Origin of the sequence: Bacteroides sp. NSJ-48 (assembly GCF_014287405.1) — a bacterium.
GTDB classification, from domain to species: Bacteria; Bacteroidota; Bacteroidia; order Bacteroidales; family Bacteroidaceae; genus Bacteroides; species Bacteroides stercoris.
Map to the genome: position 1 here is coordinate 1 of NZ_JACOOD010000061.1, position 18,485 is coordinate 18,485.

Annotated in this window: 9 protein-coding genes; 2 read left to right on the plus strand and 7 right to left on the minus strand. The window is 42.4% G+C overall.

Annotation, left to right across the window (positions count from 1 at the left end):
• Positions 1-191: 191 nt before the first annotated feature.
• From H8S52_RS18240 to H8S52_RS18265, 6 genes are all read right to left on the minus strand, one after another.
• Complete coding sequence (locus tag H8S52_RS18240) at positions 192-4,286, minus strand: hybrid sensor histidine kinase/response regulator transcription factor (protein WP_186910345.1); 4,095 nt, start codon at positions 4,284-4,286, stop codon at positions 192-194.
• 268 nt (positions 4,287-4,554) lie between these two features.
• Positions 4,555-6,564, minus strand: a complete 2,010-nt coding sequence (locus tag H8S52_RS18245; protein WP_186910346.1) for an alpha-glucuronidase — start codon at positions 6,562-6,564, stop codon at positions 4,555-4,557.
• Between the two features lie 77 nt (positions 6,565-6,641).
• Positions 6,642-7,613, minus strand: a complete 972-nt coding sequence (locus tag H8S52_RS18250) for a glycoside hydrolase family 43 protein (protein WP_186910347.1) — start codon at positions 7,611-7,613, stop codon at positions 6,642-6,644.
• Positions 7,614-7,702: 89 nt separating this feature from the next.
• On the minus strand, positions 7,703-9,199 hold the full coding sequence (locus tag H8S52_RS18255; RefSeq protein ID WP_186910348.1) for an MFS transporter: 1,497 nt from the start codon (positions 9,197-9,199) through the stop codon (positions 7,703-7,705).
• A 45-nt stretch (positions 9,200-9,244) separates the two neighbouring features.
• Positions 9,245-10,876: a sialate O-acetylesterase gene (locus H8S52_RS18260; RefSeq protein WP_186910349.1), complete on the minus strand. Its 1,632-nt coding sequence runs from the start codon at positions 10,874-10,876 to the stop codon at positions 9,245-9,247.
• 42 nt (positions 10,877-10,918) lie between these two features.
• On the minus strand, positions 10,919-12,628 hold the full coding sequence (locus H8S52_RS18265; RefSeq protein WP_186910350.1) for a DUF5597 domain-containing protein: 1,710 nt from the start codon (positions 12,626-12,628) through the stop codon (positions 10,919-10,921).
• Between the two features lie 448 nt (positions 12,629-13,076).
• On the opposite strand from H8S52_RS18265, the gene H8S52_RS18270 reads away from it, so the two are divergent.
• Positions 13,077-14,948 (plus strand): sialate O-acetylesterase, encoded by a 1,872-nt coding sequence (locus H8S52_RS18270; RefSeq protein ID WP_186910351.1) that lies wholly within the window; start codon positions 13,077-13,079, stop codon positions 14,946-14,948.
• 52 nt (positions 14,949-15,000) lie between these two features.
• Positions 15,001-16,110 carry an endo-1,4-beta-xylanase gene (locus H8S52_RS18275; RefSeq protein ID WP_186910352.1) on the plus strand — a complete coding sequence of 370 codons (1,110 nt, stop codon included), beginning with the start codon at positions 15,001-15,003 and terminating at the stop codon, positions 16,108-16,110.
• Between the two features lie 227 nt (positions 16,111-16,337).
• On the opposite strand, the gene H8S52_RS18280 is transcribed toward H8S52_RS18275, so the two are convergent.
• On the minus strand, positions 16,338-18,350 hold the full coding sequence (locus H8S52_RS18280; RefSeq protein ID WP_186910353.1) for an alpha-glucuronidase: 2,013 nt from the start codon (positions 18,348-18,350) through the stop codon (positions 16,338-16,340).
• Positions 18,351-18,485: the final 135 nt, after the last annotated feature.

The following is an 18,485-nucleotide window of genomic DNA, read 5'->3' on the forward strand; positions in this document are numbered from 1 at the left end:
TTTGGCCGTCAAACCTTGTTTTCGGGGGAATACCTAAAGATACAAAAAAGCCAACTAATTCGCAATAATTTGTGTATGAATTAGTTGGCTAATTTTGTAATATTTAATGAATGTCCCTAGGATATTCTAATTTCAAGTTAAAAGTTTATTTCCTCAAAATGGAGTTTTGGCATATTCATCTTTTATTTGTATCACTCAGTGTCGGAAGATGCCGATGCCGCATTTTGCTCCATGTAGGCAGTAGGTGTCATTCCGTATAACTCTTTGAAGGCAGTTGAGAAATAGGCAACGTTGGTGAAACCTGTCAAGGCTGCAACTTCATTGATACTTTGCCGTTTCTTAGCTAACAGGGTTGCTGCTTGTTTTAGCCGGAGATTGCGTATCAAGTCGCGAGTGGACTGGTTGGTTAATTCTTTCAGTTTACGGTGCAGATGAACACGACTGATGCCTACGGTTTCGGCTACCATTTCGACATTCAGTTCCGGGTTAGCTATATTGTCATTGATAACTTTCATAATGCGGTCTAATAGGCGTTCATCCGGTGATTCTATCTCTAATTCCTGCATCCGTTCTTTTTGTGTCTGGCTGCCCTGGAAATTGTTTCTCAATCTTTCTCGGCTCTTGATCAGGTTAAAAGTGCTTTGCCGGAGTATTTCAATGCTGAAAGGTTTTGTTATGTAGGCGTCAGCTCCTATACTGAGCCCTTCCAGGTTATCTTCTTCACGGCTTTTGGCTGTAAGCAGGATAACTGGAATGTGGTTGATATTGATGTTCTGTTTCACTTTTGAACAGAGGGTCATGCCGTCCATTTCAGGCATCATAATATCACTGATAATTAAATCGGGAGTTTTTTTGAGAATATGTGTAAATGCTTCTTTACCGTTACAGCACTCTTGCATGTGAAAATCACGCCCCAATTCTTGGCAGATGTAACGGCGGATTTCATCATCATCTTCCACGATTAGTACACGATACTTGGATTTTGAGTGTGTTTTCGTAGATGTTTCTATCAGCGGTGTTGTGGGTAGCGCCGTAGTTATGTGTACTGGATCCTGCTTAACTGCTGAGTTGTCTATTTCTTCTGGTTTGAGGTGTTCCTTTCCTAAGGGAAGGCGGACGATGAAACGGCATCCGGGAGTTCCTTGGTTATTTTCAACGGTGATGCTGCCATGATGCAGCTCTACCAGTGAACGGGTGAGATGCAATCCGATACCTGTACCTATGTTTGAGTTGTTTTGACTGTTGCGTATCTGATAAAAGCGGTCGAAGATGCGTTCTAATTCGGTTTCATTGATGCCGATCCCGTCATCTTCTATACTGATTTCGAAATAGCGGCTTAACGCTTTCTCAGCGGCATTCGGATCATTGCCGGTACATAAGCGGATTTGTATGTTACCATTTTCCGGTGTGAATTTGAATGCGTTGGAGAGTATATTCAAGATAACCTTATCGAAGTTCTTCGGGTCTATCCACGCTTTCAGTTCTTTCACTTCGGAATGAAAGTCCAGCTTGATATGTTTGGTATTGGCTTGGTAGGCAAATGTATAGTGTAAATCCTGTATGAAACTCACGATATCCGTTTCCTGGAATTTGAGTTGCATTTGCCCTTTATCTATTTTTCGGATATCCATAAGTTGGTTGACAAGGCGCAGAAGACGTTCGGCGTTACGGTAGATGATATTGTAACTCTGCTGGCGCTCTGTATCGTAGTCCGTAGCCATTAGCTTTTGCAATGGGCTTATTATGAGAGACATCGGGGTGCGTATCTCGTGAGAAATGTTGATGAAGAACTGTAACTTGGCTTCATTCAGCTGTTCGGCATGTATATGTTCCAACATTTCCTGACGTGCACGATACCGTTGGCGTATTTGCACTATGATGAAAATAGTGATGATGACTGCCGTCAGACAATAGATGGTTTTCGCCCACCATGAGACATACCAGGGTGGAGAAATGATAATGGTCAGTTTTTTTATTTCGGAATAGGAATTATAGTCCCTTGCCTTTATCTGGAAGTGATAGATACCCGGTGTCAGTTCGCTGAATGATATCCTGTTGACACCGGACTGTAAATTCACCCATGTATTGCTGTTGAATGTATAGGAATAGCTTATGCGTTCAGGGCTGTAGAACTCCATGGCAGAGAGTTCGATGCTGAATGAGTTGTCCTTGTGCGACAGATGAAATTTGTCGGAATTCGTTACAGAGGTTGTGACAATATCGTAGCGTCCGGATTTCATGCCCAATCTTACCGCTTTATCGTGCACGTAAAAGTCTGTAATGCGTATTTCCGGTTTTTTGTTGGGACTTGTTATTTCTCCGGGGTTAAAGTAAGTAATACCGCTGGTGCTTCCAAAGATAATTTCTCCTTTGGTGCTGGCAAATGATACTCCTTTGCTGAATTCATTTCCTTGCAGACCGTCACTTGCATAGAAGTTGACGAATGTTTGTGTACTGGGATTGAAGCGGGATATGCCGAAGTTTGTACTTATCCATAGGTTACCGTTAGCGTCTCCCTCAATGGCCGAAATGGAATTGCTGGGAAGGCCGTCGGATATGGTATATTTCCTGACTTTTTGTGTTTGGGGATTTAATTGCTTCAGCCCTTGTGAAGTTCCCACCCAGATATTATGATGCAAATCCTCATAAAGTGCATAAATCACATCACCTTGTAGCAGTCTGTTTGTCTTGTAAGTGGAAACAAAATCCATTGTTGGGATGTCGAGGCAGCCTAAACCGTCATAGGTGCCAATGTAAAGTTTGTCGTTTGTACTATACATCAGACAGTTAATCCATGAATTGTGCAGTATATTGCTTAGTGGACGGTATTCAAAACCGTTTGCAGTGCTGGGACAATGGTATATTTCTTTAGTTTCCAGATTGATACGGTAAAGTCCAGCTCCCATAGCACCTACCCAAAGCTGCCTATGTTTGTCTTCAATGATACTGTATATGCTTTGTGCCGGTTTTTGGTCCTTATCCGGCAGATAGATGTATTCACAGTGTCCGGTCTGAGGATTCAACTTGGCAAGTCCGTCACGGTACGAACCTATCCATAAGTTTCGGTCCGAGTCCTCACAAATGCTCATAACGGTAGAGGATACCGAGTGGCTGATGCCCGGACGTTGCTCAAAATGCGCTTGTTGCTTTCCATCCGGAGCTATACGGTAGATGCCATCATTATCTGTACCTATCCAATAGGAACCGGTATGGTCTTTACATACGGACATGATGCAACAGGAACCGATTGTGTTGTGGGTAGACGATTTATATCCCATATACTTGAAGTTATTACTAACGGGCGGTACTATCATAACTCCTTTTTGGAAGAATCCCAGCCATATATTCCCTTGATTGTCTTTGAGGATGGAGTGTACTTTAGACTTATCAAAGTTGAAACTGGTAATATTGACAGGACTTTCCATTATCTGTTCTTTCTGGATGTTATACACTTTCATTCCGTTCCCATCGGTTCCGATATAGATTTCATCTTGGTTTATGTTATATAGGGTCTTGATAGGTAGCTCCGGGTGCGAAGAACATTTAATGCGGGTGAAGCCGTTTGTTTGAGGATTGTATTTGAATAGTCCGTTTTTCAGGCATCCCACATAGATGTTTCCTGTTTTGTCTTCGCAGATGGAAGAAGGCCACACTATTTCCCCTCCATTCGGATAGTGCGTCATCTTTTGGTTTGTATCTATGCTGTATATTCCTTTGTCATTGGTGATTACCCACAATGTTCCGTTCCGGTCTTCGTAGATCTGGTTGATGAGATAACTTGGAACAAACCCGGGCAGTTGCCTGGCTTCTATGTGTCCTTCTGTGACATTCAGTAAGAATATTCCATGTCCGGATGTCCCTATTAGTATTTCTCCGTTGGCGCGCTCGATAATGGTGGATACATTTACTTCCAGCTTACCTCCTTCTTTGAAGGTCATGGGAATATGGGAGAAAATACCTGTTGCACGGTCGTATGTTTGCAGACCGTTTAATGTGCCTACAAAGAAAGTTCCTTTCTTGTCTTCAAAAAGGACGCGGACATAATTGTTTTGCAGGGAATGTTCATCGCAGAAGTCATGTTTGTATACACTGAATTTGGCACCATCGTATCGGTTCAGTCCGTCTTCAGTCGCTATCCATATAATGTCTTCTTTGTCCTGATAGATACTGTTGATCATGCTGCTTGATAACTCATTGTCCACAGTAAAAAGTTTACCTGTTTGCCCGTAGCATAAAACGGATAAGAATAGATATAAAAGACAGATTGCTGTTTTTTGTCTCATCATGGTATATTGTTTGTGTTGACAAAATTACAAAAAAAACTCAATAACGTAACATTGCACTATGAGAAAAGGAAGGACTTGTTTCACCGGAAATTTATATTTGTTTCACCGAATTAAACTTATAGTTTATTGGCTTTGAACTATAAGTTTATTCCTATTAAACTTATGGTTTATCCCTATTAAACAAGTGGTGTAATATAAACAAGTGTGGCAGAGAGGAGTGAAGAGTGATATCTTTTGCCCCTTTCTGCCACACTTGTTTATGCCTTTTTTATCTGTTTTTATTCAGCAGTTCTTTGGTGGGACATTCATAGTTGCTGATGGGGAGATGTATTTTCTGCAAGTCTTTCAATTCGTGTATAGGGCGTTCTATCTCGTAAGGTATGGGCATGCTTGAGAATTTCTGGAAATAGAGAAGGCAGGCGTCTTTCCACCAAACAGCATCGCGGGCCTGTATCTTCAAGGCGGACTGTACTTCATGGAAACGTTCTGCGTCAATGTATTTTTCGGCGGCATCCCATATCTTCTGAAAGTCTCTGACTTGTCGGACTCCATTGTCGTAGTGATAGCAGAGTTCGTCCCATAGAATGCGACCGCTTTTCATGCGGTAGTTCCAGGGCACATGGTGGAACCATAGGAGATATTCTTCGGGACAAGTGCTGATGTTGTCGTATTGCTTAGACAGGTTTTCCGGATATTGTGCAACGGCATTGCTTCCTTTGCTACTGCGGTCGAAACCAAGCCCTTGTTTGTCTGCTCTGTGATAGTAGGATGGAAGCCAGTCCGGGCGGGCGCCGGGGATGTTGCACCAAGGCTCGGGACCGTAATGATGTCCCCATGCGAAAATGTGATGCAGACCAAGGGGCATCATATAGTTTACCACAGCCTCGTGGCTGTCGAGCATCATCTTCTTTAGTTGGGCATTGATGTCCGAGGGCTGGAAGTCAAAAGTTTGCTTTAGCCATTCATCAGCAATGTTTTCGGAAGATAAAGAGGGTTGCCATGATAGGCGTCCGAAAGCATACCAGTTGGCTTGTGCAAAGGTGTGACCGCACCAGTTGGTATCTGTACCTATATTGGCAACACCGGCCACTGCCTTTAAAGAAGCGGGTGTTACGAATTCAAAGAATTCTTTCCACATCGGGGCCAAATAAGCAAGATGATTGGAGTGTCCCAGGTATTCCTGTGTCATTTGGAACTCTACCATTAGTGGTGTATGTTGCATCGCACTGAACAATGGACTGTACGGTTCGCGGGGTTGGAAATCTATTGGTCCGTTCTTCACTTGGACGATGACATTGTTGCGGAACTGTCCATCCAAGGGCTCAAACTCCAAATATGCTTGTTTGGCACGGTCGGCATCGGAAGGGCTGTATACAAAAGCGCGCCACATAACGATACCTTTGTAGGGCTTCAATGCGTCTGCCAGCATGTTGGCGCCTTCGGCATGGGTACGTCCGAAATCGCAAGGACCAGGCTGTCCTTCCGAATTGGCTTTCACCAGAAAACCGCCGAAGTCGGGGATGATTCGGTAGATTTCCTTAACCTTGTTTTTCCACCAGCGGATAACTTTTTTGTCAAGAGGATCGGCAGTGCTCAGACTGTCGAGAGCCATAGGGGATGCAAAATTAACGGAGAGGTACACACGTAGTCCGTATGGGCGGAAAATATCTGCCAATGCTTTTACTTTCTGCAGGTATTCGGTAGAAAGAATTTGGGGTGAAGCATTTACGTTGTTCAGTACAGTGCCGTTGATGCCGATGGAAGCATTGGCGCGGGCATATTCCTTATATCTGTCGGACAGGGTATTCGGCAGTTCTTCCCAATTCCAAAGCGATTGTCCTGCATAACCGCGTTCTACGGTACGGTCCATATTGTCCCAATGGTTGAGGATGCGCAGGCTGTAGGCGGGATTCTCTGTTGTTTGAGTCGCAGTGACGTTTTGTCCGGTCGCTTGCATCCTGAGCAGGTGATAGGCAGCATAGAGTAATCCTGTCTCGGTGGGAGATGTGAGCGTGATTTTGTTATCTTCATGTCGGATGCGGAAACCTTCTGGTTGCAGTTGTTTGTCCCTTTGTATAACGAGCCGGACAGGGGCTCCTTTCCATGCCTGATGCAACTCCTCGACAGCTATGTTTAGTGTAGGCGATTGGTGGGGAGCGGAAATTTCTGCATGGGCATTGGCAGGCAGTCGAAGCCACAAATGGCTACCGTTTTCGGCAGCCATTTGGGTAACGAATACTATTGCGATATAGAAAAGCGAAAATATTCTGTATTTCATGTTATTAGGATTACAAATTGATGAGTGGTCTCTATGCCGCGTATGTTAGCGGTATAAAGGCATCTCGGTGTATTGGATTATTGTCCTTCAATAGTAATTATTTTGCCATTGGCATCATATTCCAGCTCGCAAACTTTCAGACTGCGGAGCCATGTCTTTCCATTGGAAGGCACACAGTCGTGGTGGAATAGATACCATTTTCCTTTATACTCTACAATGGCATGATGCGTGGTCCAACCCACTACCGGAGTGAGAATGACACCTTGGTAAGTGAAAGGTCCGTAAGGATTGTCACCGATGGCGTAACATAGGCGGTGGGTATCGCCGGTGGAGTAGGAGAAATAATATTTGCCGTTGTATTTGTGCATCCAGCTGGCCTCGAAGAAACGGCGTTCATTGTCACCTCCTGTCAGAGGTTTGCCGTTTTCATCCAAGATGACAACAGCTTTCGGCTCTTCTGCAAACTCCAGCATATCTTTGCTGAGTTTGGCCACACGGGCGGGAAGAGCCTGTTCATTACCTTCGGGTAAAGCGGCACATTCCAAAGCTTTATTGTCGCGATAGCGTTGCAGTTGGCCACCCCACAAACCGCCGAAATACATATAGAAATCACCGTCTCCATTATCCAGGATGGCAGGGTCGATACTGTAACTGCCTTTCATCGGGTTGGCTTGGGGAATGAACGGTCCTTCCGGATTGTCACTGATAGCCACGCCGATACGGAAAATATCATTTTGGTCTTTCAAGGGGAAATACATGTAATATTTTCCGTCTTTCTGGGCTACGTCACAGTCCCATAGCTGACGGCCTGCCCAAGGTATGTCCTCTATCTGAAGGACTACTCCATGGTCTTTGATTTCGCCGTTCATAATATCATCGGTGGAAAACACATGATAGTCTTTCATGTTGAAATGATCGCCATTGTCGTTTTCTTCGATGCCGCTTTCCCAATCGTGGCTGGGGTAGATGTAAACTCTGTTGTTGAAAACATGTACGGCAGGATCTGCCATATAATCTCCCGGAACTAAGTATCTCATTTCTTTTTTCATGGTGAATCAGAATTTAGTTATAAGTTATTGAATTATTTTTTTATAGAAATTGAATTATTACTTGTCTGTTTTTAAACAGTTGTGAGTCTTTAATAATCTGCTTTGCTTCTTCGTTCTTTCAGTTCGGCCTGCATGTGTTCGTTATACTCTTTGGTTATGGGGTAGAAGTAGAGTGCAATAACACCTACAAAGAATGTCGCAGCAGGAATCAAACTGGATGAAAGCACGATACCTTGGATGGCAGAGTCTACCTGCTCCGTTCCTGCTCCTGATACATAACCGAAACCGGAAAGAAGGAAACCCAGTATGGCGCTACCGATGCCTAAACCGGCTTTCAGTGCAAAGACAACTCCGGCAAAGACGAAGCCAGTGGCACGTCGGTGATTGACATATTCTGAATGGTCGGCTACATCGGCAATCATAGCCCAAAGCAGAGGTACTGTCGGAGCATATGCAAGGCTCTTGAGGAAGTTCAGCACAAACATAGTCTCTACATCGGTTTCGTTGGGGAAATAGAAGAAGGCTGTGAATAGTGCGGTTAGTGCAAGGCAAATGATGAATACACGTTTCTTTCCGTAACGGTTTGCCAGAAAATTGGAAAGTAGGATTACGCCAAAGAACTGAACCAATGCACCCAACATGTTGAATACGCCAAAACCTACCTCGTATGCTTTATCCGGACTGCTGACTATTAATCCGAAGGCATTTAATATACTGTATCCTATTCCGTCTCCGGCTTCAGTGGCAACTAAGCCTATCTTGTCAAGAAAGGCATAAAGCGCACCGGCGTCTACATAGTTCTCAAAATAGTAATTCATTGCGCTTCCCCACATGGCAAGGGTAGTAAATATAAATAATGTCAGAATGAACATAGCCCGCCATGGTATGTTCTTGAAAACATCCTTGATATCTTGTTTGGTATCTGTCTTTTGGTTAGTCGGCGGTGTAATACGTTCACGTGCGGAGAAGAAAGTAATGATGAGGAATATCAGGCCGATGACAGCAAATAATGATATTGTGCAAAGCCATCCATGTCCTTTGTCACCAGATTCACCGGTAAACTTGCTGACTAATGGCAGTGTTAAGCCTTGTACAATGAATTGTGCGATAGTGGCTGCTACAAAACGTATACTGGTAATGCTGTTACGTTCTTTAATGTCACTTGTCATAACTCCTCCCAGTGAAGCATAAGGAGTGTTATTGAATGAGTACAAGGTCATTAATAAAGTGTAAGAAATTGTTGCGTACAGAGCTACAAGTCCTTTGTCTTCAATGCCCGGATTGTAAAATGCCAAAATGTAAAACACCATGAAAGGTAGAGCTGTCCAAAGAACCCATGGGCGATATTTACCCCATTTGGACTTTGTGCGGTCGGACAAAATTCCCACCGTTGGGTCTACAAAGGCATCTACAATACGCGCTAATAGCATTACACTACCAGCTACAGCTCCTTCCAGACCAAATACGTCTGTATAGAACTTAGTCTGGTAAATCATCATCATTTGGAACACAAAATTCGCTGAACAATCTCCGAGGCTATAACCAATCTTTTCGGCTATGGACACTTTTTGGTTAAGTGTATTCATTCTATTAAATTTTTATTAGTTGGATCATTATCAAAAAAAGGTGTATCATTGTTTTGTGCTGTTCAATACACTTTCTGCTGCACGTTTGCCTAAGGTTTTTTTGTCAAGAGGGTGAATATCATTCCACTCTCCCAGGTCACTGTTACGTATGAGATAAGTATTGAAGTTGATAGCGGCTGCTTTGGCTTGTTCCTGGCGCATTTCTGCCCAAGCTTTCCGTCCTTCAAGATTATCTTTCGACAGAAAATCGGCTAACTCTACGATATGGAAAGGCAGTCCGGGCTGGTTGAATGTACGGCGCCAATCAGCAATCATTGCTGACAAGAGTGCAACATATTCATTTCGGCGTGATACGTTTGATTCACCTTGATACCATAGCACTCCCCGTATGGAATAGTTCTGCAGTGGAGCTATCATGGCATTGTATAAGCATACCGGTTTGTACCAGAAGAACATCATCTCCGGAGCGGGTGGCATGGGAGCTCCTAACCGGTATTTCCATTTTTGTTTCAGATTGATTTCTTCGTTGTCGCAGATAATTTTGTATGGTTTTTCTTGTACGAAACTCGGTTGTCCACCGTTGCTGATAATGCGGACGGTTATATTGTTTTTTCCGGATTTCAATATACCGGCAGGTATCCGGTATATACGGGGAGGATATTGATAGCTGGTGGTTCCGACAAATACTCCGTTTACATATACGGAATCGGCATCGACAATACAGCCTAAGCGCAAGGTAGCTTCTTTGCCGTTCCATGATTGCGGTATCTCTATGTCTTGGCGCAGCCAATGGGAACCGCCAATCGGGTTCAGGCCATTATTACCCCATGATTGTGAAAACATATTTACCGTTTGCCAATTGTTATCATCATAATTGGTTGCATACCAGGGAGTGGATTCGTGCAGGCCTGCATCACTGCGATAGAGAGATAGGTTCCAACGATAGAAGTTTTCAGCCTCTAATTTCTTGATATGGCTGCAATAGGCATCATCTTCATACAAGCGTTTGCTATTGATATATAAGGGAAACTCCTTCAATCCTTCTTCACTTATCCATGCTTCTACAGGAGTACCTCCCCAACTGGAATTGATGAGTCCTACTGGTATACCAGTCTTTTCGTACATTTCTTTGGCGAAGAAATAGGCAAGAGCGGAGAATTCCATCACATTTTTTTGCGTTAGCGTCTTCCAGCTTGTTGCGGACATCTCCTCTTGAGGTGCGTGAAAATTGTATTTCCGGGGTATGAGGATCTGTCGTATTTTCTCATTGTTGTAGTTTAGTATCTCATTAGAAAACATATCCATTACCCTTTTCACTGGCAGTTCCATGTTTGATTGTCCTGAGCAGAGCCATACATCACCTACTAAAATGTCATTCAGTTTGATGTCATTGATTTGCATTAGGAAAGGACCGCCTGCTTTCAGCGGTGGCAGTGTAATGCTCCATTGTCCGTTGGCATCAGCGGTAGCATGATAGCTCTTTTTCTGAAACTCTATGGTGATATTTTCGCCTGCATCCGCTGTACCCCATACTTTGACAGACTGTTCGCGTTGCAGTACCATTCCATCTGAAATTAAAGCAGGCAACTTTACCTTTGCATCTGCCCATGAGGTAGCGCAAAGGTAAAGTAGCACTGCCACTCCTAACCTGATTTTATCATAAACCAAACTTTTCATATTTTTCCATCATATTGCCAAATTCAAATGAATCTGTCATGTTTATTGATATTCGTACAATTGTACATGTAATATTTTGAACTCTCCTACAGGAATGCGTACGTGGCGTCCTTGATGATTCTGGTCTCCATTGAGTCGGCGGACATAATGGAGTTTACCATCTTTGTCTACTTTGACTTCATCCACGTATCCAATGCCACAACGTTTTCCTTTGAACTTGTGGTGTTTCGTTTTTATTTGGTCGTTTCCCAAAGCAAATCCGTCTTCCCCCAATTGTTTTTGTTTTTCAATCGTTTGCTTTTCTGAGGTTTTGCTAAATTCCAATACGATGCCGCTACCGGCTACGACATATTCATTTTTAGAGAGTTTTAATAAAATGCCGCCGCCTTCGGGCCATATACTGCCATTTGTTGCACGTGGATCCCAAGGGAGAGTGAAGAAGTGCCGGGCAGTTATGGTTAAATCATCATCTATGATGATGCGTTCTTTGTTTTCATTGTCAAAAAGCAACCCTTTCATTAATCCTTTACCTTGATATTTAGTGAGTAAAGGCATTAATTCCTTTAATTTGGCATAGCTTTGGACTAATGGTGATTTAGGAGAGTCGGAACCATCTTCTATTGAAAAAGGACTAATGCCAATGGCATCGTGTTCGCCAAAAATATAAAAAGCCCGGATACTATTATCATCTGTCAGACGAATCTCCGGAATGAACAAAGGATTGTTGTGCAATTTATATTGTGCTACCCAGTCTGTGAATCCATTATCATACAAGTCGGGTGCAAGAATATCGATGCTGGGTGCTCCACAATGCCATACATCAATTAAATGTGCCAAAGGACCGGCAGAGGGATATTCACCCGGTTTGTGTCCTCGGCTGTTCATTGCCGCATTGACATATAGCGGGATGTTATAAATGGAACGGGCTGTTTGTGCCAGTCCTTCCACATATTTTGCATAGTGCCATGCCATGAAGATTTCATCGGTGTAGATGTCTGCCCCAAATACTTCTTGCCAATTACCTTGCTTTTTACATCCTTGACTTTCCCATTTATCTAACATTTGCGGATGAAGCGCTTTTTTGTTTTTTTGCAGATAGGTCATGAATTCAGCCGGTATAGGAGCGTTGAATGCTTTATTGGCTTCATGTGAATAATCACGCGCGTCTTCCAACATGCCGATTTCATTTTCTATTTGTATCATGATCACTGTGCCTTCCTTTTTATCAACCATTGCTATATGTTGCATCCATTGGGAAAACGCACGTTGATCAGCTTTATATACAGCTTCGGAAAAAGCGCTGGCTATTTCAAGTGGCTTGCCGCTTTGGGTATATGCACGTGGATATTTTTTGTGGTTTTCTTTAAACCATAAGGGTGCGTAGCAACTCATTGAGTTTTTCCAGGCGCCAAACCATAAAAATATAATCTTGAGATCGTTCTGTCGTGCTTGTTGCAGTACTTTATCTGTAAGTGTGAAGTCGAATTGTCCTTCAATCGGTTCTATCAGCTCCCAATAGGCAGGAACCAATACTGTGTTCAGCCCCATTCTCTTAAGTTTCGGGAAAATACGTTCGATATCTTGCGGACAAGCAGCAGATGAATTGCCTAATTCTCCTCCTAATATAAGGAAAGGCATTCCATGTACAACAAGTTGAGTGGCGGTTCCTTGTCTTTGTAAAAAACTATTTTGACCAATGATGTATTCGAAGGCTAAACAGTTTAAAATTAAAAATAGAATTAATTTCTTCATATAGTTCTCAAATAGGCTGCTTGATGAAACTTTACAAAGGTAGTCAACAGCTTTTTAATTTACTTTGGAATATGTATCACAAAACTTGTTGTATGTTACATCTTTTGTTTTATATGTTACATTCTTTGCTATGATATGTCTTATTGGTCGTTTTTAGGCTTTATGAAGCATTTGGATGCGGTCTTAAAGAATGCTGTTATTTTGAAATCGAAACATGGATTTTTAAATTTTGGAAAAAATGGCAGAATTTTACCGTTACTATATGACAATATATTTTGTGACTTGAGGCACTGATCTGATGATTTTTGATAGGATTGTTACATAGAAAAAAGAAAGGGTAACATTGGAAGCGAACTTGTAATCCCAATAGAAGAAAGTGTAACATATTTACTAATCCGTATAAGAAGGATTTTTTAAATTTGACCTGTAAATAATTCTAGTATAAATTATGAAAAGAATATTTTTTATTGTTAGCCTTATTTTGTTGGTTTGTACGGCTTCGCTGCCGCTTTCGGCTAAAGTCAGACTTCCTCGTTTGGTAAGTAACAAAATGGTGTTGCAGCGTGATATGGAATTGAAAATATGGGGCTGGGCTTCTCCCGGAGAGAAAGTAACCGTACGTTTTCGTGGAAAGCATTATAATACTGAAGCTGATGCGAAGGGGAATTGGTTGGTCCTCCTGCCACCGCAGCAGCCAGGAGGTCCTTTCCTTTTGGAAGTGAATGAACTTGTTATTCGTGATGTTCTGGTCGGGGATGTTTGGCTTTGTTCCGGTCAGTCCAATCAGGAAACTCCTATTGAACGTCTTACGGAAATGTTTCCTGAAATCAATGTATCTAACAATCACATGATACGGCATTATAAAGTACCTACTCAGAATTCAGTGGAAGAACTGAAAGATGAAATTGCGGGAAATGCCGGGTGGTATTCAGCCATAGCTTCCGATGTGTTGAACTGGACCTCATTGGCATATTTTTTTGCTCAAGAGGCATACAATAAATATAAAGTGCCTGTAGGTATGTTGGTTTCCAGTTTAGGAGGCTCTGCCATAGAAAGCTGGATAAGTCAGGAACATCTGAAAACATTTCCGGAGCTTCTTTTTGATAAAGCTGCTTTGGACAGTATGAAATTGGCACAGCAAGATAAGGGAGCAGGCTGTTGGCAACAGAAGAATTTTGATGACACAGATTGGGCAACAATGGATGTGCCGGGATACTGGCAGGAGAATGGCATTCGTACAAAAGGTACTGTATGGTATAGAAAAGAGTTTCGTGTTCCCGATTCGATGGTGGGAAGACATGCGCGCCTTTATATGGGAAGGATGGTTGACAGTGATTCTGTCTTTGTAAATGGAACTTTCGTTGGTTTTACTTCCTATACTTACCCTCCTCGTAAATATGATATTCCGGCAGGAGTTTTGACACAAGGTGAAAATGTGATAGCCGTAAGGCTTACTGCTAATTCTTCCAATGGCGGTTTTGTTAAAGATAAGAAATATAAGATTGTAGGAGATGATGCAGAAGTAGACCTTACTGGTACATGGAAGTATAAGGTAGGTATTAATCTGGATGAAGTGATGAAATATAACGGGAAGCTTAAGAATCTTAAGAAGGCTGGTTCCGGACTCTATAATGGAATGATCTATCCGATTAGCAATTATCAGGTGAAAGGGGCCATTTGGTACCAAGGTGAAAGTAATTCCGGTCGTTCGCAGACATATGCTTCTTTATTGGAGGCTTTGATTCAGAACTGGCGGGAACTTTGGAAAATGCCTGATATGCCTTTCTTACTGGTGCAATTACCCAATTATATGGAGAAAAGTGATAAACCTTCCGATAGTGGATGGGCAAGAATACGTGAAGCCCAGTTTAAAACAGCATTGAATGTACCACATACTGCATTGGCGGTAACTTATGATGTGGGCGAATGGAATGATATACATCCTTTGAATAAGAAAGCGGTTGCACAGCGGCTTTTCCTGGGAGCCCGTAGACTTGTGTATGGAGAAAAAGTTACTGCTTCCGGTCCTTTGTATAAGGAGATGAGAGTGGAAGGGGATAAAATAATTCTGACTTTTACTGAAACAGGTCGTGGACTGACTTGTAAGGGGAAAAAGCTTAAGCATTTTGCTATTGCAGGTGAAGACCGGAAATTTGTGTGGGCAGATGCTGTGATACGTGGCAATAAAGTGGTGGTGAGCAGTGAGTTTGTGAAGAATCCGGTGGCAGTACGTTATGCTTGGAGTAATAATCCTGAGGATGCCAATCTGTACAATAAAGAAGGACTGCTGGCATCGCCTTTTAGAACAGATAATTGGTAATAAGCTATTTGCAAATTACTATTTGAATAATAATTATAAATTAAGAACTAACATGAAAAACAGAAAAATGTTATTGGCAGTGTTGGCAGGCTTGGCTTTAGGCTCCTGCACTACTCGTGTTGCAACGGAAAACAATGCTTCTTTGAAGGGAGTGTTGGGTGATAAATTTTTGGTAGGTGTGGCATTGAATGCTCGCCAATCTTCAGGTGTGGATACTGCGGCAGTTAAGATCGTAAAACACCACTTTAATTCAATTGTTGCAGAGAACTGTATGAAGTGTCAGACCATTCATCCGGAGGAAGACCGTTATGATTTCAGCCAGGCAGATGAATTCGTAAAGTTTGGTGAAGACAATGGAATGTACATAATCGGTCATTGTTTGGTTTGGCATTCTCAACTAGCTCCCTGGTTCTGTGTTGATAAGGACGGTAATAATGTTGCTCCGGAAGTACTGAAGCAGCGGTTGAAAGATCATATTACAACTATTGTCAGCCGCTATAAAGGACGTGTTAAGGGTTGGGACGTTGTGAACGAGGCTATTCTTGAAGACGGTTCCTATCGCAAGAGTAAGTTCTATGAGATCTTGGGAGAAGAATTTATTCCTCTTGCTTTTCAGTATGCTCACGAGGCTGATCCAGAAGCCGAATTATATTATAATGACTATAATATGCATGAAGTTGGGAAGCGTACAACTGTTGTGAAACTCGTGAATGACATGAAATCGAAAGGGCTTCGTGTTGATGCTATCGGTATGCAAGGCCATGTCGGTCTGGATTATCCTTCTTTGACAGATTTCGAGGAGAGCATGCTTGCTTATGCTTCTACTGGAGCTAAGGTCATGATAACAGAATGGGATATGTCTGCATTGCCTACCTTGAAACGTACTGCCAATGTATCCGATACGGTTGCGTATAAAAAGATGCTGAATCCCTATCCGGAGTCTTTGCCCGATAGCGTTTCCAAGCAATGGAACAATCGTATGTCTGATTTCTTAAATCTCTTCATTAAACATTCTGATTTTGTGAGTCGTGTAACTGCCTGGGGGGTAAGTGACGGTGATTCTTGGAAGAATGGTTTTCCTGTGAGGGGTCGTAAGGATTATGCTTTGCTTTTCGATCGTAATTATCAGCCGAAAGATTTTATAAAAAAGATATTGGAATAAACTTTGGGGATGTTTTCAGGACTTTTTGAGAAATAGGTTAGTTATAAACATTGCTTAGGGTTATTGGGAATGCCCTATATAGACAAACACAAAATATTTTATAATAGGGGGTTATCCAACGGATGGCCCCCTTATCTTTGTTTATTGTTACAAGAGAAGGTCTGGAAATGTTCTTAATCCTTTAAAATACCCATGCACAGGATGTTCTGCACATGGGTAAAATGTTTTTAAAGACGTTTGATGATGATAGGCTTGTGATTTTCATCATGGTAAGGCATACCGTAACGATTGGATTTCACTCTGCTGTTCATTAGAGAGTCAATGGGGGTGTTCAAAGGTCTTACACCTGCGGGGAGCTCTTTTTTAGAGAAAGTTTGGAAATAACCTACACAAGCATCTCTCCACCATTCAGCGTCATTCTTCTGAATATCCAGTTTCTCGGATACCTCATTAAAAATGCTTTCGCTGACATAGGGCTTGAGCTTTGCCCATATTTTTTTGTATTCCTCAACTTGTGAGATACCTTTGTCATAGTGCAGGCATATCTCGTCCCAAAGTTCTCTACCAGAAGAAAGCTTATAGTCCCATGGGAGATGGTGGAACCAAAGAAGAAGATTTTCAGGGCAGGTTTCAAGTGAATTGAATTGTGAAGCTAACGGTTCATGGTATTGGTCTACATTAGCAGAACCGTTGCGTGTACGGTCGAATCCCACTCCATTTTTGTCTGCTTTATGATAGAATACAGGCGACCAGTCAGGACGTCTTATACTATTTTCCCATGGACCCGGTCCATAATGCGAACCGCCAAATATATGGTGGAATCCAAGCGGCATCATGTAATTTACGGCTGTCTCGCGGGAACTCATCATCATATCCTTGACTGGGGTAAGAAAATTCTGTTCATAAGCTGTGGATGTTATTCCTTTAGGTTTGATGAAAGTTTGACGTATCCATTCATTTGCAATCTGTTCAGCACTTAATGTAGGGTCCCAGGCAAGGCGGCCGAAAGCATACCAATTGGATTGGGCAAATATGTAACCGCAGAAATTAGGGTCTTGACCGGTATTTGCAACACCTGCAATGGCTTTAACCATTTTTGCTATGGTCGAACCTTTTCCGTCTCTATAAGTATCGCTGTCGAGACATTCTTCATAAGTAGTGCCATGGTAGACGAGATGATTGGAGAATCCTAAATATTCTTGAGTAATTTGGAATTCCATCATCATGGGAGTGTTGTATAACTGTCCGAATAAAGGACTGAAAGGTTCACGTGGCTGAAAATCAATAGGACCGTTTTTGATCTGGATAATGACGTTGTCTGCAAATTGTCCGTCAAGTGATTTGAATTCTTCTACAGCCTGATTGGCCCTGTCGCTGCTGGTAGGGTTGTATACGAAGGCTCTCCACATAATGATTCCACCATAGGGAGCTACTGCTTCGGCAAGCATATTTGCGCCGTCGGCGTGGGTCCGGCCATAATCTTGCGGACCAGCCTGCCCTTCGGAATTTGCCTTTACGAGAAAGCCGCCGAAATCGGGAATGGCAGTGTAGATTTCAGCTGCTTTATTTTTCCACCACTGACGTACCTTTGGATCAAGAGGATCTCCTGATTTTAATCCGTCAAGAGTGACAGGACTTGTCCATTTGATGGAGAGGTAGGTGGTGATGCCATATTCTCTGAGTATGTTGGCTATTTGAGCTACTCTTTCGATATGTTCTTTGTCCAAGATAAGGGGATTGGCATTGACATTATTGAGGACTGCACCGTTCAATCCCACAGATGCACAGAGTTCGCCATAGTGGTGGATTCTCTCAGTGGGAATTTCTTTTGCTGTCCATTCCCACATGGATAGTCCGGCATAACCTCTTTCTACAGTATCATCAAGATTGTCCCAATGGTTGAGAATACGGTATTCGTAATATGGTTTTTCATGAATATCCAGACCGGCATCTGCTTTACCGAGAACCTCTGCCCTTTGCAGGGCATATACTCCATAACGGATTGCTGCTTGTGAACCGCCATCAATATAGCGTTTGCCATTGGCATCGTAAATGTGATACTCTTCTTTGGAAAGAGTACTGTCTATCCGGGTCTCAACCGAAGCCAGCACTTCTTTATAGCTTCGTCCGTTTGCAAGCCAAAGCATGGTTTCATCTTGGTCTATAGGCTCGGGAGTATTACATGCCGAAAAATTCAGTATGGAAAAAACTATGATAATAAAAGTTTTAATGTTCTTCATATAAGTATTTATTTAATAGACATTATATAGATTAATTTGTTATATGACTCATTTTGTGACTGATTCTAAAGTTGTGTAATCCACAAGCAATAAGAATCACCATATCTTCGAAACCGAATTTATGGCATCTGAATC